Origin of the sequence: Buttiauxella selenatireducens (assembly GCF_031432975.1) — a bacterium.
Classification (GTDB): Bacteria; Pseudomonadota; Gammaproteobacteria; order Enterobacterales; family Enterobacteriaceae; genus Buttiauxella; species Buttiauxella selenatireducens.
In genome coordinates this window covers 2,803,524-2,825,699 of sequence record NZ_CP133838.1, presented here as the reverse complement: position 1 = coordinate 2,825,699, position 22,176 = coordinate 2,803,524, and the positions used below count along the sequence as shown (strand labels likewise).

The window sequence follows — 22,176 nt, the reverse complement described above, 5'->3', positions numbered from 1 at the left end:
GCGCGTCTTACATGCAACCAGAGTCGTAAAAATGAGGCGTAGTAGAACTGAGGTCGGACGGTGGCGTATGCTTCGTCAGACGCAACGGCGCAGATCGCGTTGGCTGGAAGGTCAGTCACGCCGCAACATGCGAATTCACGCCATCAGAAAGTGCCAGGCAAACCGCGCGCGTAATTCCTTGTTGTTTGCCATTCACGATCAATGGGCGTCGTAATATCAGGGCACCGCTTGCGGTGCCCAGTAACATCCAAACGTTTTAGCCACCCGTCATAGCCGTGCTGATAAGCTGATTTACCGACTGAATGGGAAGATGTGAGCAGGGGGCAAAACGGAGTTTATGAGAAGTGCATTGCCAGTAAAATAATGAGCACTGTTACCAAAGCCACTGCAACAATCACCAGGGGATGACTGGCCAGCCAGCTGTTCCAGCGAGCTTCCTGATTACCCACCGACTGCTTATGCCGCTCATAAGACTCATCAAAAAGATCCATCAAAACTCCTGATCATTTCAAATACACTACGAAAATTGCTCTGAGGTTATCACTGTCATCGAGTGATGGGAAATGGGTGAAGTGTCCAAAAATCATCATCTCCAGATTGATACTGGAAGAAATGGAAAACATAAAAAAGGCACTTCCCGTGCTTCAAAAAGCCCTGCGGATGCAGGGCTCACTGAGGCGAGGATGTATTAATCGAAAACGCCGTTAATGATGGAAGTCACAATGGCCGTGCTTAAAGCAATAAGCACCAAATCATTACCAACGGCTCGCCATTCATAGCCAGGGTAATATGGTAAATCGTTAATCATTGATGCAGGCAAAGTTTTTTTAGCAATACCTGGAGGCAATGGTTTACCACGCGCTAAATTTTTAGCGATACCCGGAGGAAGCGCCTGATATCCAACAAGGCCATAATTCACAGCAAGGGATCGAGCGCGAGAGAAGTTGATATCAGAGTCGACATGGTCTGGTTTACCGTAGTTCTTGCGGCTTCCATGATCCTCATTCGACTTTTCGTTACCCTGACCTTTATTGCCATGGTCCGCGTTTTTACCACTGTTGCCATGGTTAGCACTATTACCGTTATTACCGTGATTTCCACCGCCATTGCCTTGCCCGCCACCTCCATTACCGTTTCCTGGGTTTGCAAAAACGGGTGCAGCAAGGACACTGAGAGATATAACCGCCGCAAGTGCAGTTTTGAGAGTGCGACGCTTAAACATGATGTTTATTCCTTTAGTGTAAATACACAATTTGAAGATATGGCAAGGCTATAACCTTAACAATCTCATGATTTCCTATTTTTACATGAATTGCGTAAATCTCATCTTTGTGCGTTCTGTTACGCAAATCGTGAGCCATAACCCTGTATGAGAACGCAGGACGTGGTTAATAGATAACTTCGCCAGATATCAGGCTTATCTAACAGGATGCGGTATGGAAAATTACGCCAACAAAAGCGGTGATTCACAGGTCGTCAGCTTCCAGATTGATGCCAACTCGATAAAAGTCCGTTTTAAAAATAATCACGTCTATCTCTACGATATCTTCCACCCCGGGCCAGAACATCTGGAAAAAATGAAAGAGCTGGCACGCGCCGGGTGGGGTCTGAATACCTATATCGAAAGTGAAGTAAAAAACGATTTTTCATCAAAGGTATTTTAAACTTCAATTCCTGGCCTGGGGCGACTGAGAGCCAGTCTCCCCAATATCGTCACGAGATTGAATTTGAGTGACGCGTCTGCATACGACCACCTCCAGATTGATACTGGAAGTATAGGAAATCATAAAAAAGGCACTTCAAAATACAATGTGTATTTATTTGTGCCCTTTATGAATTGATATTTTGAGAGTTTTTAATTCAATGTATTGATTTTATTGGATTTTAAAATCAATTAGAAAACTTTTTTGTATGGCTTGATCGCCACATGCTTATAAACACCGGCGGCGTTATAAGGATCAGCATCGGCCCAAGCTTGAGCCTCTTCCAGCGATGTAAACTCCGCAATCACCGTTGAACCGGTAAAACCCGCCGCACCAGGATCATTACTATCAACGGCAGGCATTGGCCCGGCGGTTAACAGACGACCTTCATCGCGCAGTAATTGTAGACGAGCTAAATGGGCAGGGCGCACAGCTAGCCGCTTTTCGAGAGAGTCGGCATTATCTTCCGCATAAATGACATACAGCACGTGCAGCACTCCTTATTGATATGAGGTATGTAAAATACGGTAAGTGAATGGCGCTAAGACTGCAATTGAAAGATAAACAAGATGTTAAATCGTGGTCACGAATGAGGGAATTTCACCCAGCCGCCAGTAAAATGCGTCACTTTATTCGATGCGTTGTTGAATATGATTGCTATTTGCATTTAAAATTGACGCCTGTTTAAGAGACCTAAGCCATTATGACGTCAATGACCCTTGATTTACCTCGCCGCTTTCCATGGCCGACCGCACTTTCGGTTGTGCTACATGGTGCTGTTGTCGCGGGGTTGCTCTACACCTCGGTACATCAGGTTATTGAGTTGCCAGCGCCTGCACAACCTATCAGTGTCACCATGGTGGCACCTGCTGAGTTGGAACCTCCACAACCTGAAGTTGTGCAGCCACCACCCGAGCCAGTAGTGGAACCTGAACCGATTCCCGAGCCGCCGAAAGAGGCACCGGTTGTTATTCAAAAGCCAGAGCCAAAACCGAAACCGAAGCCAAAACCAAAGCCGGTGAAAAAGGTTGAGCAGCCGAAGCGTGAAGTTCAGCCGGTTGAACCGCGCCCGACAGCGCCGGTAACCAATACGGCGCCAGCACGTCCGGCTCCGGTTGCTAAGACTGCGCCAGTGGCGTCGACCGCTCCGGTGGCGACAGGGCCGCGTGCGCTTAGCCGAAATTCACCTCAGTATCCGGCTCGTGCACATGCGTTACGCATTGAAGGTAAAGTGCGAGTGAAGTTTGATGTTGGCCCGGATGGTAGCGTGAGTAACGTGAGTATCCTCTCCGCACAGCCCGCCAACATGTTTGAGCGCGAAGTGAAAATGGCGATGAAAAAATGGCGCTATGAAAGCGGTAAGCCAGGCCAGGGTTTAATTGTCAACGTGGTGTTCAAGCTTAACGGCGGCGCAACGATGGAGTAATCGAACTCCTTTACTGAATAAAAAACGGAACCCCCAGGGTTCCGTTTTTTGTGTTTAAAATATCCTTACAGGAAGGTGTAACTCAAATTCACTCCCACGCCGTAATTGCGTCCCGGAGCTGGTTCGAAGTAACGACCGTTACTTTCATTTACGATGACAGAACCCACATATTCCCTGTCGAATAAGTTATCGACACGCCCCCACACATCCAACATCCAGCGTTCCTGAAAACGCAGCTTATAACCGCTGTTCAGTGAGGCAACTGTATAAGCGGGGGCCTGGGCAGTATTCTCATCATTGGCTTGAATATCGCTCATATAACGAACGTCTGCACCGGCATAGAACCCCTCTGGTGGTGCATATTCAAGCGATGCGTAGCCCATGTTACGCGCAATACCCGGGAGACGATTCCCCTCGCAATGGTCATCACCACACGCGTTGCTGCGATACGTTGCATCCAGATAGGTCCACGCCATTTTGATACGCCAGTCATAGCCAAGCTGGCTATCGGCGGATAGCTCCATGCCCCGGCGTCGTGTTTCTCCGGCATTTTTATAGGTCGTGCGCCCGCCGCTACTTTGGTCAGCAACAATCTCGTCGTCGGTGTCGGTCTGGAATAGCGCCGCCGTCAACAGGCTGTTACCGAAACGGGTTTTGCTGCCGATTTCCACGGTATCGCTGGTGGCCGGTTTTAAGCCAAAATTCAAACCGGATTGGCCGTTATCACGATACGAGAGTTCGTTGATGGTCGGTGTTTCAAAGCCGCGTCCCGCCGATGTGTAAACATTCCACGCGTCAGTAATTGCATATTTCAGCGCGGCGGCTGGCAGCCATTTGTGATAGCTCGCATTGCCGCTGTCATCGCCATTCAACGTGGTGATGTATTCATCATTGGAGTCGAAGTAAACCGAGCTAAAGCGTACACCTGCATCCAGACTCAACTTATCGGTAAGTTGCCATGCAGTTTGTAGGTAAGGGTCAACGTTCCACATCAGATTGCGTTCGTCACGGCGCAAATCGCCTTTCTCACCCAAGACCGTGGTGCCGTTTTCCACCACAAAGTTTTCATAACCTTTGCGCTTTTCTGACAGCGTTTCGTAATCAACACCAGTGGTAAACGTCACCGGGACGGACAGCAGATTGCCACGGTGCGTCCAGCGTGAATCGATCCCTTGATAATGGCGTGAAAGCTCGATAACACCACCCGGATGTGTTGGCTTTAACTGCGGAGCGACGGGTATGGATTGGTATTGCGTGGTTTCTCGCACGCCCGCATAGGTCATGATACTGAGATCATCGTTAGCCGAAAGCTGCCGGTCATAACGCAGCCCAGCCTGGGTCTGTTTAGTCGTCTTGCGCGTATTGTATTGCTCAGCGCGGGGTGCCTGAGTCGGGTTGTCATGCCATTCCTGTTCGGTTAAACCGCCCGGATCGTTGGCATCAATATCGACACTATTGAGCATCAGCGTGAGTTTGCTGGCTTCGTTAAGCCGCACGCCAAGTTTGGCGTTACCCAGATTTTTTTGTGCGCTGCTATGGTCACGATAACCGTGCGTGGTAAAGCGTGAAGCAGAAACGGCGTAATCGACATCGCCGGCCTGGGTGCCGTCGCCCGTCGCGCCTGTGGCTTTTATACTGTTGCGCCAGCTTCCGAAACTGCCGTAATAACTACTGGCTTCAAAGGTCGGTGGCTGTGTACCAGTGGTGGTGGTGACATTCATCACGCCGCCGGAGGCGTTTCCGTACAACGCAGAGAAAGGGCCGCGTAAAATCTCAACGCTTTCAACGCTGTTTAAATCGATATTCGAGGTTTGGCCTTGCCCGTCGGGCATCGTGGCGGGAATACCGTCAACATACATCCTTATTCCGCGCACGCCATAAGTTGAGCGCGATCCAAATCCACGAATCGAAAGTTGTAAATCTTGCGCATAGTTCCGGCGATTCTGGACTTGCAGGCCAGGTACGCTGCTCAGGCTTTCTGAGAGATTGATGCGTGGAGCGGCCTGGCGCATATCGTCGCCATTAACGACACTCACCGCTGCCGGCGTATCCAGCTCGGAAATCGTACCTTGCGTGGCGGTGACGACCATCGTGTCTTCTGTCGCAAGCGCAGGAAGGGCAAAAGACGACAGCGCCGGGACAAGTATCAGTGGAAGGGAAATCTTTCCATGTTGCACAATTTTCATCAGACATTTTCACAGGTGGGAGCATTTACGCTCCAGACGAACCATCTGGAACATTCAGGATCATATGTTAATACTTGTGATGAATGTTTGAAAAGTGTTAACGGCACATAACGTTAATGCTACGGCGATTTATGGCAAGAAGGGGGTGAGAAACAGTTGCTGGGCAGTGAAGGGTTAAAAGATAGCCCCGCTGAGCGTGTGGCTATCTTTTTCAAACAAAATGACTTAACGCTTATCGCTTAACGTTGTGCTTTCTTCATGGTGGAGATGCACCTCGTTGGCAATTTCGTGTACACGTTTACGAACACCAAACCAGCCCAGCACCAGTACCAAAGCAATCAGCGGAATAGATGCAATGGTGTACGTTCCATTCGGGTAATCAAAACCCATCAGCACCAACACGCTAAACAGGAATAGCAGCGTCAGCCATGATGTGAACGGCGCACCGGGTAATTTAAAGCGGACATCTGCCGCTTTGCCTTCTTTAATGGCTTTGCGTAAACGCAGCTGGCAAATCACGATAAATGCCCAGGAAGAGATAATACCCAGCGACGCAATATTGAGGACGATTTCGAACACTTGCGAAGGCACCAGGTAATTCAGCAGCACGCCAAACACGTATACGCCAAGCGTAACCAGAATCCCGGCGTAAGGAACTTGTTGCTTGCTCATCTTCGACATGAATTTAGGTGCTGAACCGCCCATCGACATCGAACGCAGAATGCGTCCGGTGGAATAGAGGCCAGAGTTGAGGCTGGAAAGAGCAGCACTCAGTACCACCATGTTCATGATGTCGCCAATGTATGGCACGCCGAGTTTTGAGAAAAATGTCACAAACGGACTTTGTCCCGCTTGATAGGCATTCCACGGCAACAGCAGCACCAGTAAAACCACTGAACCCACGTAAAACAGACCGATACGCCAGATAACGCTGTTAATGGCTTTCGGCACCATCGTTTGTGGGTCTTTACATTCACCCGCAGCCGTCCCCACCAGTTCGATAGACGCGAAGGCAAAGACAACACCTTGCACAAGAACCAGTGCGGGGAGCAAACCATGTGGGAAGAGGCCGCCGTTATCCGTGATTAAGTGGAAGCCCGTCGTGTTGCCATCAAGCATTTTACCGCTGCCGAGGAAAATCGTACCGACAACCAAAAAGACCACGATGGCGAGGACTTTGATTAATGCGAACCAGAACTCCATTTCGGCGAACCATTTCACGCCGATCATGTTCATGGTGCCGACAATCCCCAGCGCGCAAAGGGCAAAGACCCATTGCGGCACATCACCGAATGCGCCCCAGTAGTGCATGTAAAGCGCGACGGCGGTGATATCGACAATGCCGGTCATTGCCCAGTTGACGAAGTACATCCAACCCGCAACATAAGAGGCTTTTTCGCCCAGAAACTCGCGGGCGTAAGAGACAAAGCTGCCGCTCGACGGGCGGTGCAGCACCAATTCACCTAGCGCACGTAAAATGAAGAATGAAAAGATCCCGCACACCAGATACACCAGTGCTAATGCGGGGCCCGCCATTTGCAGTCGCGCGCCTGCACCTAAAAAGAGGCCGGTGCCAATGGCTCCGCCGATGGCAATCATCTGAACCTGACGGTTGCCCATCGCTTTGTGATACCCGGAATCGTGAGAATTCAGCCAGCGCCGTTTAGCCGCGTGCTTTTCCACTTCCGTTTTATGTAGTGTTTGCATTGTGGTCCCTGTCTATTTGTTAAAAAGATACCCGTCCTGGTGCCCGGCTTTTTTAATTTCAGCGTCATGGCAAAAAAAGGGCGCTAGATCCTATCCATAAATGCTATAGGACGCTAATGTCTTTTTGTTAACAGATAAGGAGATAAAGACCGACGGCTGCTAATGCGCAAACCGTCGCTTGAGGAGGAAAACTAATTTACGTTAATGACACTGACGGTCATAAGCATCAATTTGTGAATTGACCGCATCAACAGGTAAAGGGAGGCTACAGTCGATGGTTTCATCGCGTTGCTGAGTTTGTTGAGACTCTGGCACGCCCTGCGCATCCTGGCTCTGATTCTTCACATGGTGATGGTGAGCCTGTTCCGTCGGCTCTGCGATGACACATCCCGCCAGGAAAATTGTCGGCAGCAAAACAATTGACGCAAATCTTAAAAATTTGTTCATTCCAGATATCCTGAATTAAAGCGTTGTGTATTAACGGTGCTAAGGTTATTTCGCGCGAGTTAACCAGGCCAGAAGGCCGGTAATCCCACCAAGAAATCCGAGATATATGAGAATGATTAATGTCCCGGCAAACTCTCCGGCTCTGACGCCTAATTCTTGCCCTGTGGCCGCGTGTATATGGCTAAAGGCTACACCTGCTTTAAATAAACAGAAAACAGCATAAATACAGAATAAATAGAACAGCCATAGCATAAACTTCCCAATGGGCGTTCTCTTTTTCTTTTTTGGATCAGTGTTACTCATGATGCATCTCGTGATGTTGTAATTATAACATTTGTTGTGACGGGCATAATAAATAGCATGCCAAACATTCGAGTAAACCCGCGCTATGTCTTTGATTGACGTAAATCAACTGAGGTCCAAAATTGCTCTAAATAAGAAATGTCTCATAGTGTGAAGTGGGTTTTCTGATCACTGGTGCAACCAGTTAAAAGGTAAACATTCTGGTTTATAGCGATCCAATAGCTTGAAATTGAAATAATAATTATGTTTTCCAGGTTTATGTTGAAATTATATTCTTTAACGCCTGTTTTCAGTGATATTAAGTACTAATTTGAATGTTGTTGCTTTACCGCACAGTGGACAGATCAGTAAAAGATTGTAAATTTGTGAAATATGTTAATGGCATTAATGTTATTAAGCTAACAAAAGTAAACTAAGGAAGATTATTAAATTAAATCTAAACGAATAGCCTTTAAATTTAATATAGGCGATTGACTTTATATTCTGACGGTATATTTATGTTGCAGATTATTCTTAATGGCATCGCGTTATTTGTGTGATGAATAAGGCAAAAAATGGGGATGGGGGTTATTTTGGCTGCGGCTTTATTTTCTTCTGCTTCAGAAACCGCTGCACGAATTGCCACGGATGGCCAATTAAACTTTAAGGGATACCATGAAGTTCGCGTCGATGAGAATTTTGCAGCAGCTTATATCGACGGCAAACCAGCAACTATCACTGTCATTACCCCCGCTTTTATTGAATTGCGGGGTAATCACATCGTGGTTTCATTGACAAAAAAAGCGGAATTGGGTTGGGAGGCGACCTGGACTGGGCGACATCGCGAACATGGCGTTTTAACGCCGGGCTTGAAGCGTGCGTTAAACAACGACACAGGTGAGCTTTTGGCCTATGCCTCCACAAGCCGTCAGGTCGGTGGAACTACGCCTAAAAAATGATTGAATATAACCGGAGCAGAACGAGGGCGGCGTTCTGCTCCTGATGCGGGTATTAGCGTCGTTGCCAGCTTATCGCATAGTGATAATGGGATTTATCAAGCAGGAACTCTTGTGAAACGCTGGGGCTCCAGGAGTCATCTCCCCCAACGCCCATGTGGAAACCATCCAGATTTAGCCACGTACCAGGCTCCGCCACGAGCAAATGGCGATGCGAGGTTTCGCGCAATTGCTGTTGGCTAAAGCGGCTGATGTTGAAGTGGAATTTACCCTGCCAGTGATGATCGCCATATTCCAGGCTTTGAGTTTCACAACGCAGCCCGTTTTCCGTTGGGAAAACATACGGGGTATATAGCGCTTCAAGCGGGCGCTGCCAGTAATCAAACAGAGCCGATTGCTGACGATCGGGATAGTTCTCGTGCGGACCCAGACCCAGCCAGCTCACTTGTTCGTCAACCTGCGCTAACTGGCAGGTAAGCCCGATACGCGCAGGTGGAGGAGTGCCAAAAGCAACGTCAACATCCACACTGACGTGGAGTGTGCCCATGCAATCGATTCGCCAAAGTTTGCGGCTGATAAACAACGATTTTCCGTCGTGCTGCCAACTATGCACCGTACGTACCTGAACTTCATTTGCCAGGGCTTCAGCCTCACAGTATTCCAACTGGGATTCAAGTGAGTACAACCCCGCCGCTTTCCAGCGTTCGACCCAGGCATTGGGATCAATGCGTGTCACTTCACTGACACCGATATCATTATCTAACGGAGCACGGGTGAACTGATCCTGGAGTGGCTGTAACAGCGTGGGTTGCTGCGCTTGCCACCACTGGCTCAGTAATCCAGTTTCACGATTGAATTGCCAATGATGTCGGCCATGGCGGATATCAAAATGACAATGGCTGACCTCAAGCGTTGGGGACTCGCCGTCAATGGGTGGTGTCGTTGCAAGAAGAACGCCCGCAAGTTGCCACTGGTCCCAGGCGCAAATATGCCCAGCCTCAGACCAGTCTGTGGCGTTAATTTGCTGTACCTTTACGGTCAGCCATACGTCGCCATTTTCAGTAATGGCAGGAAGTGAGTCGAGCACGATAACCTGTTTACCCTGCGGTGTGATATCGAGCCGCACTTCACCTTCAGCAAGCCGTGTGCCCGCTTGCGAAACGTGCCAAAGCAAGCGTTCGTTATCACTGTGGCGGAACAAATATTCGCTGGTAACTTCAAGGCGCAATGGGGTTTCGCGATGAAGCTCAAACTGGAAAAACTGTTGCGCTTGCTGGGCTTCATACAGCGCCGGATGTGGTGTGCGGTCGGCAAATACCAGGCCATTCATGCAGAACTGTCGATCGTTTGGTTTGTCGCCAAAATCACCGCCATACGCCGAAAAGGGTTCGCCGTTCTCGTCAAGTTTAACGAGAGATTGATCCACCCAGTCCCAGACAAAACCGCCTTGCAAACGCGGATACTGACGGAACGCTTGCCAATATTTATGGAAGCCGCCAAAGCTGTTGCCCATAGCGTGGGCGTATTCACACAAAATGAGCGGGCGCGTTTCATCGGGCATGCCGATCCATTTTTTAATTGACCATTTTGGTACGGCCGGGAAGGGCTGATCCTGGTCGACGCGCGCATACATGGGGCAAATAATATCGGTGGCGGCACTGTTGGCACCGCCGCCTTCATATTGTACTGGGCGTGAAGGGTCGACTGATTTTATCCAGCGATAAAGGGCATCATGGTTAGCACCATGGCCGGACTCGTTACCGAGCGACCAGATGATAATTGAGGGATGGTTGATATCGCGCAGTACCATGCGGGTCACGCGTTCTGTCATCGCGGGCAGCCAGACCGGGTCGTCACTCAGGCGATTCATCGGCACCATGCCGTGGGTTTCAATGTTCGCCTCATCCACCACATACAGGCCGTAACGGTCGCACAGGCGATACCACATTGGATGATTTGGATAATGCGAGCAGCGTACCGCATTAAAGTTGTGCTGCTTCATGAGCAAGATGTCCTGGCGCATGGTTTGAACATCCATGACCTGGCCATTAACCGGATGATGCTCATGGCGATTGGTGCCACGGATCAGCAAGGGTTTGCCGTTTAACTTCAACAATCCCTGATGAATTTCGACTTTACGCAAGCCGACGTCCCAGGCTTCTGCTTCTATGGTTACACCTTTCTCATCGCGCAAAATCACCACTGCGCGATAAAGATGAGGCGCTTCGGCACTCCACAGCAGCGGGTTGGCCAGCGGGATTTTGAGCGTCGTGCGGTCACTGTATGCACCACGTTCATCAATAATCTCACTGCCGAGCGCCTGCTGTTTTTCCCCTACACACTGTTGGTCACGCCACAGTTGCAGACAGACTTGCACCGCGCGGTCATTTACACCTTTTACCACCACCTGCGTTTCAACAATGGCGTGGCTAAAATCTTCATTAAGATGCGTTGTGATCCGCACATCGCTCAACTGAGTCACGGGTTTATGCAGCAGCGTCACATCGCGGAAAATCCCGCTCATCCGCCACATATCCTGATCTTCGAGATAACTACCGTCACACCAACGCAGCACCATTACCGCGATCCGGTTTTCCCCGGCATTGAGCACTTTGCTGAGGTCAAATTCAGAGGGCAGGCGGCTGTCCTGTCCGTAGCCTATCCAGTGGCCGTTGCACCACAGGTGGAATGCAGAGTTCACGCCATCAAAAATAATCCGTGGCTGTCCACTCTCGAGCCAGGAAGCATCAACATTAAATGTGAGCGAGTAACAACCGGTAGGATTTTCTTCCGGGACGTGCGGCGGCGTGACCGGGATTGGATACGTGACATTGGTATAAATAGGGGCATCAAAACCGTGCATTTGCCAGTTTGAAGGGACGGGTAAAGTTTGTGCATCAGGTAAGTCCGCAGACAGCCAGGTTTCTGGAACCTTCTCGGGTTGCGTAAAGTAGCTAAACTGCCAGTCACCGTTAAGACTTATCAGACTCGCTGAAGGCGCGTCATTGCAGGCTTCACGTTCATCACGCCAACTGGCAAACGGCGGATGAGCGGCCAGGCGGTTGAGTTGCGTGACGGCTGGGTTTTCCCAGTCGCGTCGGCCAATAATCGCTGCCAGTGATGCGGCGACTGTACCCGATAGACATGTCATGCTGAAGGTTCCTTTGCGTTTTTGCGATGCGCTCACAATTTAAATCACTATGGTTTTTGTGAGCGGCAATGTAAAGCAGCAAAACAGTTTCAGGTGAGGGGATTCACAGAAATTATTTGAGCTGTGCGACCTGACGGGCGAGCACCGTCAGTGCCTCGGCCAGCGCCTGTGGCGATGTGGTGAAGGCGTTTGGGGCAGCAGTGGTTTTACGCTCAATCAGCGTGACCGGAAGTACAGAGGCTTGCACCGGTTGATTCGGCGAGTGAATTTGTTCAAGCAGACGGTCAACGCTCGCACTGCCCAGCGCTTTAAAGTCCTGTTTGATGGTGGTGAGCGGTGGAATAAAGCAGGCGCTATCCTCAGTGTCATCATAGCCAATGACCGAAACGTGTCCTGGCACGGATAAGCCTGATTCATTCAGCGCGCGTAAAGCCCCCAACGCCATTTGATCATTGGCGACCAATAGCGCGGTGAATTTCCCCCCCTGGCCGAGCAGCGCAAGCGTCTGGAGATAACCCGATTGCGAACTCCAGTCTCCCTGCAATTGCGCCGCGGCATGCAACTGGTGTTGCGCCAGCGCCTGTTGCCAACCCTCGAGGCGTAGGCGGGCAGAGACGGAAGTGAGCGGCCCGTTCAGTAACGCGATACGCTGATGACCTTGCGCAACCAGATGCTCAATCGCCAGATGCGTACCGGCCGTCGCATCAAAAGTAATGCTGTCACTATTCAGCGCGGGTGAAACATCCAGGAATAACACCGGAACATGACCACACATTTCGGTGAGAGTTTGTGCCTGCTCATCTTCCAACGGAATGTTGATAATCAAGCCGTCAACGCGCTGAGACAGCAAACTGTTGACCGCATTTTTACAGGCTTCTATATCAGGCTGCTCAATCATCGACATCATCACGTTAAAGTGAAGTTTGCTGGCCTGAGTCTTAATGGCTGAGGCGATTTGCGACGGTGCATGCAACGACAAATTACTGGTCACCAGGCCAATGTTCTGGCTCAGTTTCCCTGCCAGTTGCTGTGCTACACGGTTGGGAACGTAATTGAGCGCCCGCATCGAAGCTTCGACTTTTCGCCGGGTTTTGTCAGAAACGTGTTCCGCCTGATTGATAACGCGCGAGACTGTTTGATAGGAAACTTGGGCATGTTTCGCCACATCGTAAAGCGTCATCGATTTGGTTTTCACGGCGGGTTTCCTTATAGCGCTCATTTTCCGGTGTGTATTTGGCATTATCGATCATTTACGGGCAAAAAAACGCATTATAGTGAACTCATCTATTTTTAAGAGATTGAGATTATGGCTTTTGACCTTCAGGCGTATTTTACTCGCATCGCTTTCCAGGGCGAGGCAAAACCGAACCTCGAAACCTTACAACGCATTCATCTGCTGCATACGTGCGCGATACCGTTTGAAAATATAGATGTGTTACTAAGGCGTGAAATCCGCTTAGATATAGACGCCGTTTTTCAAAAACTTGTGGTCGCCGGGCGGGGTGGATACTGCTACGAGCAAAACGCATTGCTGCGTGCGGCGCTTGAGCATATCGGTTTTGTGGTTGAAGACCTGGGTGCCCGAGTGTTGATAGCACAACCCGCCGAGATGCCGCCTCGCACGCATCGCTTGTTACTTATCACTCTAAACCAGCAACGCTACCTCGCGGATGTGGGTTTTGGTGGCAAAACACTGACGTCTGCGTTGCGTCTCGAACGAGATGTGGTGCAGAACACCGACTTTGGTGATTATCGGTTGACGCAAATCGATGACGATTATCTGCTGAGTATTCAACAACAGGATGAATGGCTGCCGTTGTATCGATTTGATTTACAGCCCCAGTACGCATCAGACTTCGAGGTCGCCAACCATTATGTTTCGACCTGGCCTCAATCGCATTTCTATCATCATTTAATGATGTGTTTGAAAAAAGCCGATGGCACCACGTTGACGCAAAATGACTGGCAATTTAACGACGGGCAACCGCGAACGATAGACGATGCAGCGGAGTTGTATCAGTTGCTTCAGGATAAATTTGGTCTGAGCGTCAATGACCCGCGCTATGGTTTCAGCCTTGCGGAATTTGCGGCGATTAATCTACCTTAGCTGTTGCAACGAACGGGTATAAACTTAATATTTCCAATAAAGGGGAGAACCACTGTGCCGCATATCACTGTAAAACACTTTCCGCGTGAACTGACTGACGAGCAAAAAGAAGCGCTGGCCACTGACATTTGTGCCGTACTCAAGAAGCATTTCAATTCAACAGATGAATCATTATCTGTCGCGTTAACCCCTATCCAGAAAGACCGTTGGAAAGAGGATGTTTACGATAAAGAGATCGCTCCGGCTCTTGATACGCTTGCCAAAAAACCGGGTTATACCCTGTAAACAGACGCCAGAGCCGCCCACCGTGGGTAAACGGCTCTGGCAGTTTAGCTTTTAGTCACATCACTGAGCAGCACAGCAATACTTTTGCCGCCTTCGTTTTGCTCAAGAGCAATTTTCACGGCAATAGTGAGCGGAACCGATAACAGCATACCCACTGGCCCCAAAAGCCAACCCCAGAATATCAACGATAAGAACACCACCAGAGTGGATAATCCTAAACCTCGGCCCATCATGCGTGGCTCAATGATATTGCCGAACACCAGGTTGATAGCCAGATAACCGGCAACCACCAGCAATGCCTCATATAAACCACTGAATACCAACACTTGCGCGACAGGGGGATGGCTGCCAGTACCGAACCGATGTTGGGAATGTAATTGAGCGAGAAGGCGAGCAGCGCCCAGACGAAAGCAAAACGCACATCAAGCATGGCCAACATAATCCAGACCACCAGGCCGGTGACCAGGCTTATCGCCGTTTTCAGCACCAGATAACGACTTACGCTGTCCAGTGCTCGCTGAATTGCCCCCATGCCTACCTCTGGGCGAGACATCAATTGATGAAGTTTTATCGGTAATTGCGGCACTTCAATCAGCATAAATACTACGGTCAGCAGCAATAAAAAGATTGAGGACATCGCATTGGAAAGCTGAGTGATCAGGCTTGTGGCTAACGTCATAGCCGCATTGGGATCGATATACTTGAACAGTTCGTCCACCGATACCGTGATCCCGGCCCGTTGCAGCCACGGGTCCATTGCCTGGAGCGGGGAGATAAATGATGCACGATATTGCGGCAGAGTTCGTGTCAGCTCATTGAGTGTGGTGCCAAGATAGGCAAGCAGCAGTACAACAAAGAAGATAATCACCGAAATAACCATGGTAATCGCCAGCACTCGCGGGACATGCATCCGTTCCAGGCGGCGTATCATCGGGTTGAGAACGATGGCAATAAACAGCGACAGAATAAACGGAATGATGATATCCGCCGCCACTTTTATGCCCACCAGGATGACCACTAACATCCCCAACATGATGACGACTTTTAATCCACTTAACGTAATAATGGGTTTTGCCACTATTGATTATCTCCCGCGCAATTATTCATTCCTTAATTAACCGTATAATACGGGGGCGCAATTAAGTAATACACCGTTATTTTTTGTGGGAATCTTCGTAAAGAATTGAAAAGGGGAGGCAAGTACATTCCTGGATATGGTACAAATTGCGTATGTATAACTACTGAGGACAATTTACTATCCGCAACTGATGAGAAGCAACAACGCGGATAAGTTGTGAAAACTATGGACATTATGCTTACGAACAAGCTGTTCAACATGTTAGAAATCCGTCAATCTCCTTCTTTTTCTTCTGCTTTTTCTCTTTCCGGTGAGCAACACTGGCGTAACGCGCTTTAGATCTTTCTCCCGTTTTATCCCGTCATACTTCAAGCTGTCGGTGCATTGACTGCACTCGTGCGACCTTATCGCTGTTCTAAAACGCTTTTGACGTTTTAGTCCTACAACTCGAATTATTTAGGGATAACGTTTAACAGCCTTTTTATTTTTTCGTTGCTTATTTTTAGCGCGTTTTAAGCTGTAGTACGGCTATTTTCTCTGTCAGGAGAGAGATCATGATCTATTGGATTTTATTAGCACTTGCGATTGTTGCGGAAATTACCGGCACTTTATCGATGAAATGGTCAAGCGTTAGCGATGACAACATCGGGTATATTTTCATGCTGTTAATGATCACGCTATCTTATATTTTATTATCATTTTCGGTTAAAAAAATCGCCCTCGGGGTCGCTTATGCCATGTGGGAAGGCATCGGTATTTTATTTATTACTTTATTCAGTGTTCTGCTGTTTGATGAGTCCATCTCACTTCTGAAAATAATGGGACTCACTACGCTGGTGGTCGGGATTGCGCTGATTAAATCAGGCACCGCCACGAAAAAAGAAAAGGCCTTAAAACCAGTAAAGGATAGTCAACATGCCGTCGTTTGAATGGGTGCACGCATTGTGGCTGCTGGCGGCAATCGTGCTGGAAATTATGGCTAACATTTTCCTGAAACACTCCGATGGTTTCCGCCGTTTTGGTTATGGCGTGCTGTCGCTTTGTGCGGTATTGGCGGCCTTCAGTGCGCTGTCACAGGCGGTTAAAGGTATTGAATTGTCGGTAGCTTATGCACTATGGGGCGGGTTTGGCATTATCGCAACCGTGGCGGCCGGTTGGATATTGTTTGGTCAACGGCTCAATCGTAAAGGTTGGATAGGCCTGGTGTTACTGCTCACAGGGATGGTACTCATCAAACTGGCGTAAAAGAAAAACCGCCCGGCGTGAATACCGGGCGGTGAAATTATTGATTGGCTAATTTCTGTAATTGATCACGAAAACCGGTCACCGAAATGGCGCGGTTGTCGGCGCGATAGCGATCTTTCGCCGCAGGTGCCGAACTTTGTACGGCAATTAATTGCCAGCCATTTTCTGTTTTCAGCATTAACGGTGAGCCGCTGTCCCCAGGCAAAGTATCGCACTGATGTGAAAGTACCGTTTTCTGCGCCCAGCCCGTAATCAGGCAATCGTTATGGGTATAAAGGGAGTCCAGATGATCTTCCGGATAACCTGATTGCGTGACTTTTCGATTCTGGTTTTTGAGTGCTTCGGTGAGCGCATCGCGGTCGCCTTCAAACAGTGGCAACGGCGTGATACCGGATGGTGGGTTGTGCAACACAATCAGGCCAAAATCATGGGGAGCCGCACCCGGCGGGACAATCCATCCCTCTCCATCAGGTTTCAGACGACGACCAAGCGTGGATTCCACTCGTCCTTCAATGCCATGAATTTCGTAGCGCCACGTTCCCTTATGCGAGACAAATCGCAAAGCAATGGCTTTGTCAGGTGTTCCGCGCGGCGGTTGCAGCAAGCAATGTCCCGCGGTCAATGCGAGGTGGGGGGAAATTAAGGTTGCGGTACACAAATTACCACTGGCAGTCTCAAGCTGGCCAATGGCATCCCACGGAGAACTTGCAGGATCGGTAACTCGCGTGCGGTCATCCTTACCAAAAAACAGCGTTTTGACGTCAGCTGCGCTCTCGCCATCAGCGTGGGAAAGGGCCGGTAAAAAACACAACACTCCTAACAGCATCACAACTTTTTTGCGCATATCACTCTCTGATGGGGCGATTAATTTTGATTTTTATATAAACCCAGCGAATGGATTAACTATAGACGGGTCGCACAGAAAGTGGGAGTAAAAAGTCATTACAGCCAGAAGCTTAGCGTAATAATGCCGCAAAGGATGAGCAGCGTGAGGATGATTTCAAAACTATAGCGTCGCAACATCATCCAGACTCCGGAAGTAAACACCCGGCGAACCGGGTGTTTTTAGTGTGGCTATGCTTTCGGGGTTGCCCCGATAGACCCGTGATTATTCAGGCGGCGTTAGCCGCTACGCGAAGGCTCACGGGTAACAACTTATGCAGTTGGCTGAGCGGCTGGTTTTGCAGCTTCAGTTTTTGCTACAGGTTTTTTGTGGTGTTTTTTAGCAGCCTGGGCTTTTTGCGCAGCAGGTTTAGCCGCATCTGCTTTAGCTACAGGTTTTTTGTGGTGCTTTTTAGCTGCCTGCGCTTTTTGTTCAACCTGAGCAGGTTTTGCTGCTTCAGTTTTCTTCACTTCTTTTTTGTGTTTTTTAGCGGCTTGAGCTTTTTGCTCGGTGGCTGCTTTTTTGTGTTTTTTATGATGAGTGGTTTTTGCAGCAGGAGCTTTAGCAACGGAAGACGTTGCAACAGGTGCTGGAGTTGCAGTTGTTTCAGCAGCGAAAGCGGCAGAGGACAGACCCATTGCAGCGGCAACTACCAGAGCTAATACTTTATTCATCTCGACATCCTCGAATTTGTTTATGTTTAAACCCCTGCGGGGCCGTTGAGATGAACTATAAACATGTGGATCAAGGGCTTCAGTGAGTGATTGGTATCGGCGTGTAACGGTTTGTACAAACCCCCAGTCACATCGTTATCTATGTGACTGGGGTTCGCGTGCTTACCGCCTTTCTACTCCTCAAACTATTTTGTGATTACAAATAGCGTGCTTCTAAATGTTTGCGGAAATAGAGCGGGTTAAGGTCTTCACCCGTCGCGTTGGTGATAAGTTCTGAGGTGGTGAACCGGCTGCCGTGCTGCCAGATATTCTGACGTAACCAGTCGAACAACGCGCTGAAGTGACCTTCGGCAATATCTGCTTCGAGCTGTGGCAATGCGAGTTTGGCGGCATTGAACAGTTGCGCGGCATACATCGCACCCAGCGTGTACGATGGGAAGTAACCAAACGCACCGTCCGTCCAGTGAATATCTTGCATACAGCCGTTGCGGAAGTTGTCTTTGGTGGACAGCCCCAACCAGTGCTGCATTTTCTCATCCCAAAGTGCCGGGATGTCCTCAACCTCGATATCGCCATCAATCAGCGCACGCTCAATTTCGTAGCGCAAAACGACGTGGGCCGGATAACTCACTTCATCGGCATCGACGCGAATAAACCCACGTTCAACGCGTTGGTTCACCGCAATAAAGTTCGATGTTTCAAATGCAGGCTGCTTGCCGAACCGCGCGATCACCTTCGGCAACAGCAGTTTCAGGAACTCTTTGCTGCGACCCAATTGCATCTCGAAGAACAGACTTTGGGATTCGTGGATAGCCGTCGAACGCGCTAATGCGACCGGCTGGCCGAGCCATTCACGCGGCAGGTTTTGTTCATAGCGTGCGTGGCCTGTTTCGTGGATAACGCCAAACAACGCACTGACCAAATCGGACTCGTCGTAGCGCGTGGTAATGCGCACATCTTCCGGAACGCCACCGCAGAAGGGATGAGCGCTGACATCCAGCCTGCCGCCGTTAAAGTCAAAGCCCAGCAACTTCATGGTTTCCAGACCTAGCTCGCGTTGGTCATGGGTGGCGAACGGGCCTGCCGGTGTTATGACAGATTCTTTCGCCTGCTTATCGACCACTTTTTGCAGTAATTCAGGCAACCAACTGCGTAAATCACCGAATAACACATCGAGTTTGGCGCTGCTCATGCCCGGCTCGTAAATATCTAACAGTGCGTCGTAGCGGGATTTTCCTTTGGCATCGGCGCGAAGTTTTGCCTCTTCACGGCAAACGCGAACCACGTCTTTCAGATTGGCGGCGAAACCTTGCCAGTCATTGGCGGGGCGTTGAGTCCGCCAGCCATGCTCACAGCGCGTACCCACCAGCGATTTCTCTTCTACCAGTGAAGCAGGCAGTAAAATGGCTTCTTGATATTGGCGGGTCATTTCACGAAGGTTGGCGCGTTCAACATCGTTAAGTTCTTCCTGAACTGCAGCTTGTAACAGCGTGGCTATTTTTTTATCGGTCAGGATTTGGTGTTGCAAAACGCTGAGTTCAGCCAGGGCTTCACCGCGAGCTGTGCTGCCATTAGGTGGCATATTGGTGAACATATCCCAGCCAGCGATGGCTGAGAGGTGTCCAAAACGGGAAAGACGCTGGAAGGTGCGGGTGAGGTGATTGTAGTTTTGCTTTTCCATAGAGCCTCGTGAAGAGATGATGTACGCAAGCGAAAATAGCAAAAAGCCATCCCGAAAACGAGGCTGTGGCAGAGTTAATGTGCGCGATGATGCAAACGCGTCCCCACTAACAATGAGATGACCAAAAGAGTGCCGATAAAACTCGCCACACCGGCCCATCCGAACTGGTGCCAGAAAATCCCACCACACGTCCCGGCAAGGCTTGAGCCAAGGTAATAACTAAACAAATATAATGATGAGGCTTGCCCTTTCGCACGTTTCGCACGCGGGCCAATCCAGCCACTGGCGACCGAGTGCGCGGCGAAGAATCCGGCAGAAAAAAGCAGCATCCCGATGAAAATAATCGCAAGGGGTGAGAACACGGTTAGCACCAAACCGAGCAGCATCATCGCAGTAGAAAAGATCATGACAGGGCCACGACCAAATTTTGCGGCCATCGCTCCGGCTTTGGGTGAACTCCAGGTTCCGATTAAATACACCACTGACAATAAGCCAACCACCGCCTGGCTCAAATACCATGGCCCTTGCATCAAGCGATAACCAATGTAATTGAACAGGGTGACAAACGCGCCCATCAGTAAAAAGCCCTGAGCGAATAACAACGGCAATCCCGGGTCACGCCAGTGCAGACGGAAATTAATAAACAGGGTTTTAGGGCGCAGGGAAGAAGGGCGGAAGTGTCGGGATTCAGGCAGGATTTTCCAGAACATGAGGGCTGAGGCCAGGGCGAAACAGCCGATGCCGGCGACCGCGATGCGCCAGTTAAAGAAATCGGTCAGGACTCCACTTAACAGACGGCCACTCATGCCTCCAATCGCGTTGCCGCTGATATACAGCCCCATTGAAAAGGCCACAACGCTTGGGTGAATTTCTTCACTCAGATAGGTCATGCCCACGGCGGCGACCCCACTTAGCGATAACCCAATCAAGGCGCGCATCACTAATATCCCCTGCCAACTGGTCATCATGGTGGAGAGCAGTGTGCAGCTTGATGCGAGCAATAACGCGGTCACCATCACGGGTTTGCGGCCAATGGCATCAGAAAGTGGCCCGGTAAACAGCAGCCCAATCGCCAACATGGCGGTAGAAACCGAAAGGGAAACGCTGCTACTGGCGGGGGATACGCCAAACTCATGCGACAGGACCGGCAGGATGGGTTGCACGCAATAAAGTAGCGCAAAGGTTGCGAGTCCTGCAGAAAATAGCGCCAGAGTGACGCGCATGAACTGAGGCGAACCCCGTTTAATATAAGTGGCAGGCTGGAGTGAAATTCTGTCGTCAACATCTTCTGCCTCTGCGGTGTCGACGAGGGTTGTACGGCTCAAAATGGGTCCTTAATACGCTTTTGAAGTCTTCTGTTCAGAGTAGAAAATCGCTAATGTTCTGTCTAATATATTAATAATCTCAATTGATATGTTTAAAATATGAATATTGAATTGCGGCATCTGCGTTACTTCGTGGCGGTTGCGGAAGAGCTCCATTTTGGTCGTGCGGCGGCGCGCCTGCGTATTTCACAGCCACCGTTGAGTCAGCAGATTCAAATCCTTGAACAACAAATTGGCGCACGTTTACTGGCGAGAACCAACCGAAGTGTGAGCCTGACCGCTGCGGGGCGTCAGTTTTTGCAGGACGCGCGGCAGATTTTAAGCCAGGTTGAGATCGCTGCCGGGCGGGCAGCCAGGCTGCATCAAGGGGAGGCGGGTGAATTACGCATTGGTTTCACCTCTTCTGCGCCGTTTATCAAAACGGTATCTGACAGCCTGTCGACTTTTCGCCGCAGTTATCCCGATGTGCATTTGCAGATGCGGGAAATTAACACCCGCGAGCAAATCGCACCGCTTAATGACGGTGAACTTGAACTGGGATTAATGCGAAATACGCGGCTTCCGGACACGCTGGACTGGAAGGTGGTGTTGCGGGAACCCCTGCTGGCGATGGTGCACCGCGACAACAAGCTTGCCCAATGCGCGGCGATTTCTCTGCAACAGTTGGCAAACGAACCGTTTGTCTTTTTTGACCCTCATGTCGGAACCGGTCTGTATGACGATATTCTCGGCCTGTTACAGCGTCATGGAATCACACCCTATATCACGCAGGAAGTGGGCGAGGCGATGACAATAATCGGGCTGGTGTCTGCGGGGCTGGGAGTTTCGATTCTTCCGGCATCATTTAAACGTGTTCATTTATCGGAAGTGGTTTGGTTGCCCATCGAAGAGTCCGAGGCGCAGTCAGAAATGTGGTTAGTGTGGCCAAAACATCGCGAATTGTCAGCCGCAGCACTTAGAATCTCCGCCTTGCTGACTCAGTCAATAATGGTTCTAAAAGACGATTAAAGCGGCCTAATATGTGCGGTAAATCACAACCC

Annotated in this window: 24 protein-coding genes and 1 pseudogene; 10 read left to right on the top strand and 15 right to left on the bottom strand. The window is 49.8% G+C overall.

The genetic code is table 11. The annotated features are described in order from the left end of the window. Nucleotides 1–31 precede the first annotated feature (31 nt). On the top strand, nt 32–214 hold the full coding sequence (locus RHD99_RS12970) for a YciY family protein (RefSeq protein WP_183271646.1): 183 nt from the start codon (nt 32–34) through the stop codon (nt 212–214). A gap of 121 nt (nt 215–335) precedes the next feature. Here the strand turns inward: RHD99_RS12970 and RHD99_RS12965 are convergent, their stop codons facing one another. Further along, a complete protein-coding gene (locus RHD99_RS12965; protein WP_183271645.1) occupies nt 336–491 on the bottom strand; it encodes a hypothetical protein in 156 nt (51 codons plus the stop codon). A gap of 197 nt (nt 492–688) precedes the next feature. Next, on the bottom strand, nt 689–1,222 hold the full coding sequence (locus RHD99_RS12960; RefSeq protein WP_309874301.1) for an anti-virulence regulator CigR family protein: 534 nt from the start codon (nt 1,220–1,222) through the stop codon (nt 689–691). Between the two features lie 214 nt (nt 1,223–1,436). Here RHD99_RS12960 and RHD99_RS12955 point away from each other — a divergent pair, with 214 nt between their 5' ends. Next, nucleotides 1,437–1,664, top strand: coding sequence for a hypothetical protein (locus RHD99_RS12955; RefSeq protein ID WP_183271643.1), 228 nt, complete (start codon nt 1,437–1,439; stop codon nt 1,662–1,664). Nucleotides 1,665–1,894: 230 nt separating this feature from the next. Here RHD99_RS12955 and RHD99_RS12950 read toward each other — a convergent pair whose 3' ends face one another. Beyond that, on the bottom strand, nt 1,895–2,191 hold the full coding sequence (locus tag RHD99_RS12950; RefSeq protein ID WP_183271642.1) for a YciI family protein: 297 nt from the start codon (nt 2,189–2,191) through the stop codon (nt 1,895–1,897). A 224-nt stretch (nt 2,192–2,415) separates the two neighbouring features. Between RHD99_RS12950 and tonB the strand changes: the two genes are divergently transcribed. Next, complete coding sequence (tonB, locus tag RHD99_RS12945) at nt 2,416–3,129, top strand: TonB system transport protein TonB (RefSeq protein ID WP_270145842.1); 714 nt, start codon at nt 2,416–2,418, stop codon at nt 3,127–3,129. 65 nt (nt 3,130–3,194) lie between these two features. Here tonB and pqqU read toward each other — a convergent pair whose 3' ends face one another. The 4 genes from pqqU to drpB all read right to left on the bottom strand — a co-directional run bounded on the left by pqqU (nt 3,195) and on the right by drpB (nt 7,772). Then, nucleotides 3,195–5,315 (bottom strand): TonB-dependent receptor PqqU, encoded by a 2,121-nt coding sequence (pqqU, locus tag RHD99_RS12940; protein ID WP_309874299.1) that lies wholly within the window; start codon nt 5,313–5,315, stop codon nt 3,195–3,197. A 225-nt stretch (nt 5,316–5,540) separates the two neighbouring features. Then, nucleotides 5,541–7,022 (bottom strand): L-asparagine permease, encoded by a 1,482-nt coding sequence (gene ansP / locus RHD99_RS12935; RefSeq protein ID WP_309874297.1) that lies wholly within the window; start codon nt 7,020–7,022, stop codon nt 5,541–5,543. A gap of 201 nt (nt 7,023–7,223) precedes the next feature. Continuing rightward, nucleotides 7,224–7,469 (bottom strand): hypothetical protein, encoded by a 246-nt coding sequence (locus RHD99_RS12930; RefSeq protein ID WP_309874296.1) that lies wholly within the window; start codon nt 7,467–7,469, stop codon nt 7,224–7,226. A gap of 45 nt (nt 7,470–7,514) precedes the next feature. Then, nucleotides 7,515–7,772, bottom strand: coding sequence for a cell division protein DrpB (gene drpB, locus RHD99_RS12925; RefSeq protein WP_309874295.1), 258 nt, complete (start codon nt 7,770–7,772; stop codon nt 7,515–7,517). Nucleotides 7,773–8,344: 572 nt separating this feature from the next. Here drpB and RHD99_RS12920 point away from each other — a divergent pair. Then, nucleotides 8,345–8,710: a hypothetical protein gene (locus RHD99_RS12920; RefSeq protein ID WP_309874294.1), complete on the top strand. Its 366-nt coding sequence runs from the start codon at nt 8,345–8,347 to the stop codon at nt 8,708–8,710. A 52-nt stretch (nt 8,711–8,762) separates the two neighbouring features. On the opposite strand, the gene RHD99_RS12915 is transcribed toward RHD99_RS12920, so the two are convergent. Together RHD99_RS12915 and RHD99_RS12910 are read right to left on the bottom strand one after the other, a co-directional pair. Beyond that, the gene (locus RHD99_RS12915; protein WP_309874292.1) at nt 8,763–11,858 is read right to left on the bottom strand and encodes a beta-galactosidase; all 3,096 of its coding nucleotides are present in this window, start codon (nt 11,856–11,858) and stop codon (nt 8,763–8,765) included. Nucleotides 11,859–11,970: 112 nt separating this feature from the next. Further along, nucleotides 11,971–13,077 (bottom strand): LacI family DNA-binding transcriptional regulator, encoded by a 1,107-nt coding sequence (locus tag RHD99_RS12910; RefSeq protein ID WP_309874290.1) that lies wholly within the window; start codon nt 13,075–13,077, stop codon nt 11,971–11,973. Between the two features lie 87 nt (nt 13,078–13,164). On the opposite strand from RHD99_RS12910, the gene RHD99_RS12905 reads away from it, so the two are divergent. Then, entirely contained in the window at nt 13,165–13,965 is an 801-nt protein-coding gene (locus tag RHD99_RS12905) for an arylamine N-acetyltransferase family protein (protein ID WP_309874289.1), read from the top strand. Between the two features lie 54 nt (nt 13,966–14,019). Next, a complete protein-coding gene (gene pptA / locus RHD99_RS12900) occupies nt 14,020–14,250 on the top strand; it encodes a tautomerase PptA (protein WP_309874288.1) in 231 nt (76 codons plus the stop codon). A 44-nt stretch (nt 14,251–14,294) separates the two neighbouring features. Here the strand turns inward: pptA and RHD99_RS12895 are convergent. Further along, nucleotides 14,295–15,328, bottom strand: a pseudogene (locus RHD99_RS12895) (AI-2E family transporter). A 225-nt stretch (nt 15,329–15,553) separates the two neighbouring features. Between RHD99_RS12895 and RHD99_RS24105 the strand changes: the two are divergent. From RHD99_RS24105 to mdtI, 3 genes are all read left to right on the top strand, one after another. Continuing rightward, on the top strand, nt 15,554–15,667 hold the full coding sequence (locus RHD99_RS24105; protein ID WP_510183667.1) for a protein YdgV: 114 nt from the start codon (nt 15,554–15,556) through the stop codon (nt 15,665–15,667). Nucleotides 15,668–15,879: 212 nt separating this feature from the next. Further along, nucleotides 15,880–16,257 carry a multidrug/spermidine efflux SMR transporter subunit MdtJ gene (gene mdtJ, locus RHD99_RS12890; RefSeq protein ID WP_183271974.1) on the top strand — a complete coding sequence of 126 codons (378 nt, stop codon included), beginning with the start codon at nt 15,880–15,882 and terminating at the stop codon, nt 16,255–16,257. After that, complete coding sequence (gene mdtI, locus RHD99_RS12885; protein WP_183271632.1) at nt 16,244–16,573, top strand: multidrug/spermidine efflux SMR transporter subunit MdtI; 330 nt, start codon at nt 16,244–16,246, stop codon at nt 16,571–16,573. Before mdtJ ends, mdtI begins: the two co-directional genes overlap by 14 nt. A 37-nt stretch (nt 16,574–16,610) precedes the next feature. Here mdtI and RHD99_RS12880 read toward each other — a convergent pair whose 3' ends face one another. The 5 genes from RHD99_RS12880 to ynfM form a co-directional block, all read right to left on the bottom strand. Next, entirely contained in the window at nt 16,611–17,417 is an 807-nt protein-coding gene (locus RHD99_RS12880; RefSeq protein ID WP_309874286.1) for a trypsin-like serine peptidase, read from the bottom strand. A gap of 98 nt (nt 17,418–17,515) precedes the next feature. Continuing rightward, a complete protein-coding gene (gene ydgU / locus RHD99_RS24100) occupies nt 17,516–17,596 on the bottom strand; it encodes a small membrane protein YdgU (protein WP_458573714.1) in 81 nt (26 codons plus the stop codon). 132 nt (nt 17,597–17,728) lie between these two features. Continuing rightward, nucleotides 17,729–18,130, bottom strand: coding sequence for an acid resistance repetitive basic protein Asr (gene asr, locus RHD99_RS12875; protein ID WP_309874284.1), 402 nt, complete (start codon nt 18,128–18,130; stop codon nt 17,729–17,731). Nucleotides 18,131–18,326: 196 nt separating this feature from the next. Beyond that, a complete protein-coding gene (locus RHD99_RS12870) occupies nt 18,327–19,811 on the bottom strand; it encodes a carboxypeptidase M32 (protein WP_309874282.1) in 1,485 nt (494 codons plus the stop codon). A gap of 74 nt (nt 19,812–19,885) precedes the next feature. Continuing rightward, on the bottom strand, nt 19,886–21,136 hold the full coding sequence (gene ynfM, locus RHD99_RS12865; RefSeq protein WP_309874280.1) for a multidrug efflux MFS transporter YnfM/SxtP(Kp): 1,251 nt from the start codon (nt 21,134–21,136) through the stop codon (nt 19,886–19,888). Between the two features lie 99 nt (nt 21,137–21,235). Between ynfM and ynfL the strand changes: the two genes are divergently transcribed. Beyond that, the gene (gene ynfL, locus RHD99_RS12860; RefSeq protein ID WP_270138921.1) at nt 21,236–22,144 is read left to right on the top strand and encodes a multidrug efflux transcriptional activator YnfL/SxtR(Kp); all 909 of its coding nucleotides are present in this window, start codon (nt 21,236–21,238) and stop codon (nt 22,142–22,144) included. Nucleotides 22,145–22,176 lie beyond the last annotated feature (32 nt).

Bases quoted from the DNA above. Each gene is read 5' to 3' on its own strand.
- asr (WP_309874284.1), bottom strand. From the start codon at position 18,130: ATGAATAAAGTATTAGCTCTGGTAGTTGCCGCTGCAATGGGTCTGTCC.
- RHD99_RS12960 (WP_309874301.1), bottom strand. From the start codon at position 1,222: ATGTTTAAGCGTCGCACTCTCAAAACTGCACTTGCGGCGGTTATATCT.
- pqqU (WP_309874299.1), bottom strand. From the start codon at position 5,315: ATGAAAATTGTGCAACATGGAAAGATTTCCCTTCCACTGATACTTGTC.
- ydgU (WP_458573714.1), bottom strand. From the start codon at position 17,596: ATGTTGCGACGCTATAGTTTTGAAATCATCCTCACGCTGCTCATCCTT.
- RHD99_RS12955 (WP_183271643.1), top strand. From the start codon at position 1,437: ATGGAAAATTACGCCAACAAAAGCGGTGATTCACAGGTCGTCAGCTTC.
- RHD99_RS12915 (WP_309874292.1), bottom strand. From the start codon at position 11,858: ATGACATGTCTATCGGGTACAGTCGCCGCATCACTGGCAGCGATTATT.
- RHD99_RS12870 (WP_309874282.1), bottom strand. From the start codon at position 19,811: ATGGAAAAGCAAAACTACAATCACCTCACCCGCACCTTCCAGCGTCTT.
- mdtI (WP_183271632.1), top strand. From the start codon at position 16,244: ATGCCGTCGTTTGAATGGGTGCACGCATTGTGGCTGCTGGCGGCAATC.
- tonB (WP_270145842.1), top strand. From the start codon at position 2,416: ATGACCCTTGATTTACCTCGCCGCTTTCCATGGCCGACCGCACTTTCG.
- RHD99_RS24105 (WP_510183667.1), top strand. From the start codon at position 15,554: ATGGACATTATGCTTACGAACAAGCTGTTCAACATGTTAGAAATCCGT.
- ansP (WP_309874297.1), bottom strand. From the start codon at position 7,022: ATGCAAACACTACATAAAACGGAAGTGGAAAAGCACGCGGCTAAACGG.
- RHD99_RS12905 (WP_309874289.1), top strand. From the start codon at position 13,165: ATGGCTTTTGACCTTCAGGCGTATTTTACTCGCATCGCTTTCCAGGGC.
- RHD99_RS12965 (WP_183271645.1), bottom strand. From the start codon at position 491: ATGGATCTTTTTGATGAGTCTTATGAGCGGCATAAGCAGTCGGTGGGT.
- RHD99_RS12880 (WP_309874286.1), bottom strand. From the start codon at position 17,417: ATGCGCAAAAAAGTTGTGATGCTGTTAGGAGTGTTGTGTTTTTTACCG.
- RHD99_RS12930 (WP_309874296.1), bottom strand. From the start codon at position 7,469: ATGAACAAATTTTTAAGATTTGCGTCAATTGTTTTGCTGCCGACAATT.
- RHD99_RS12970 (WP_183271646.1), top strand. From the start codon at position 32: ATGAGGCGTAGTAGAACTGAGGTCGGACGGTGGCGTATGCTTCGTCAG.
- RHD99_RS12910 (WP_309874290.1), bottom strand. From the start codon at position 13,077: ATGAGCGCTATAAGGAAACCCGCCGTGAAAACCAAATCGATGACGCTT.
- drpB (WP_309874295.1), bottom strand. From the start codon at position 7,772: ATGAGTAACACTGATCCAAAAAAGAAAAAGAGAACGCCCATTGGGAAG.
- ynfL (WP_270138921.1), top strand. From the start codon at position 21,236: ATGAATATTGAATTGCGGCATCTGCGTTACTTCGTGGCGGTTGCGGAA.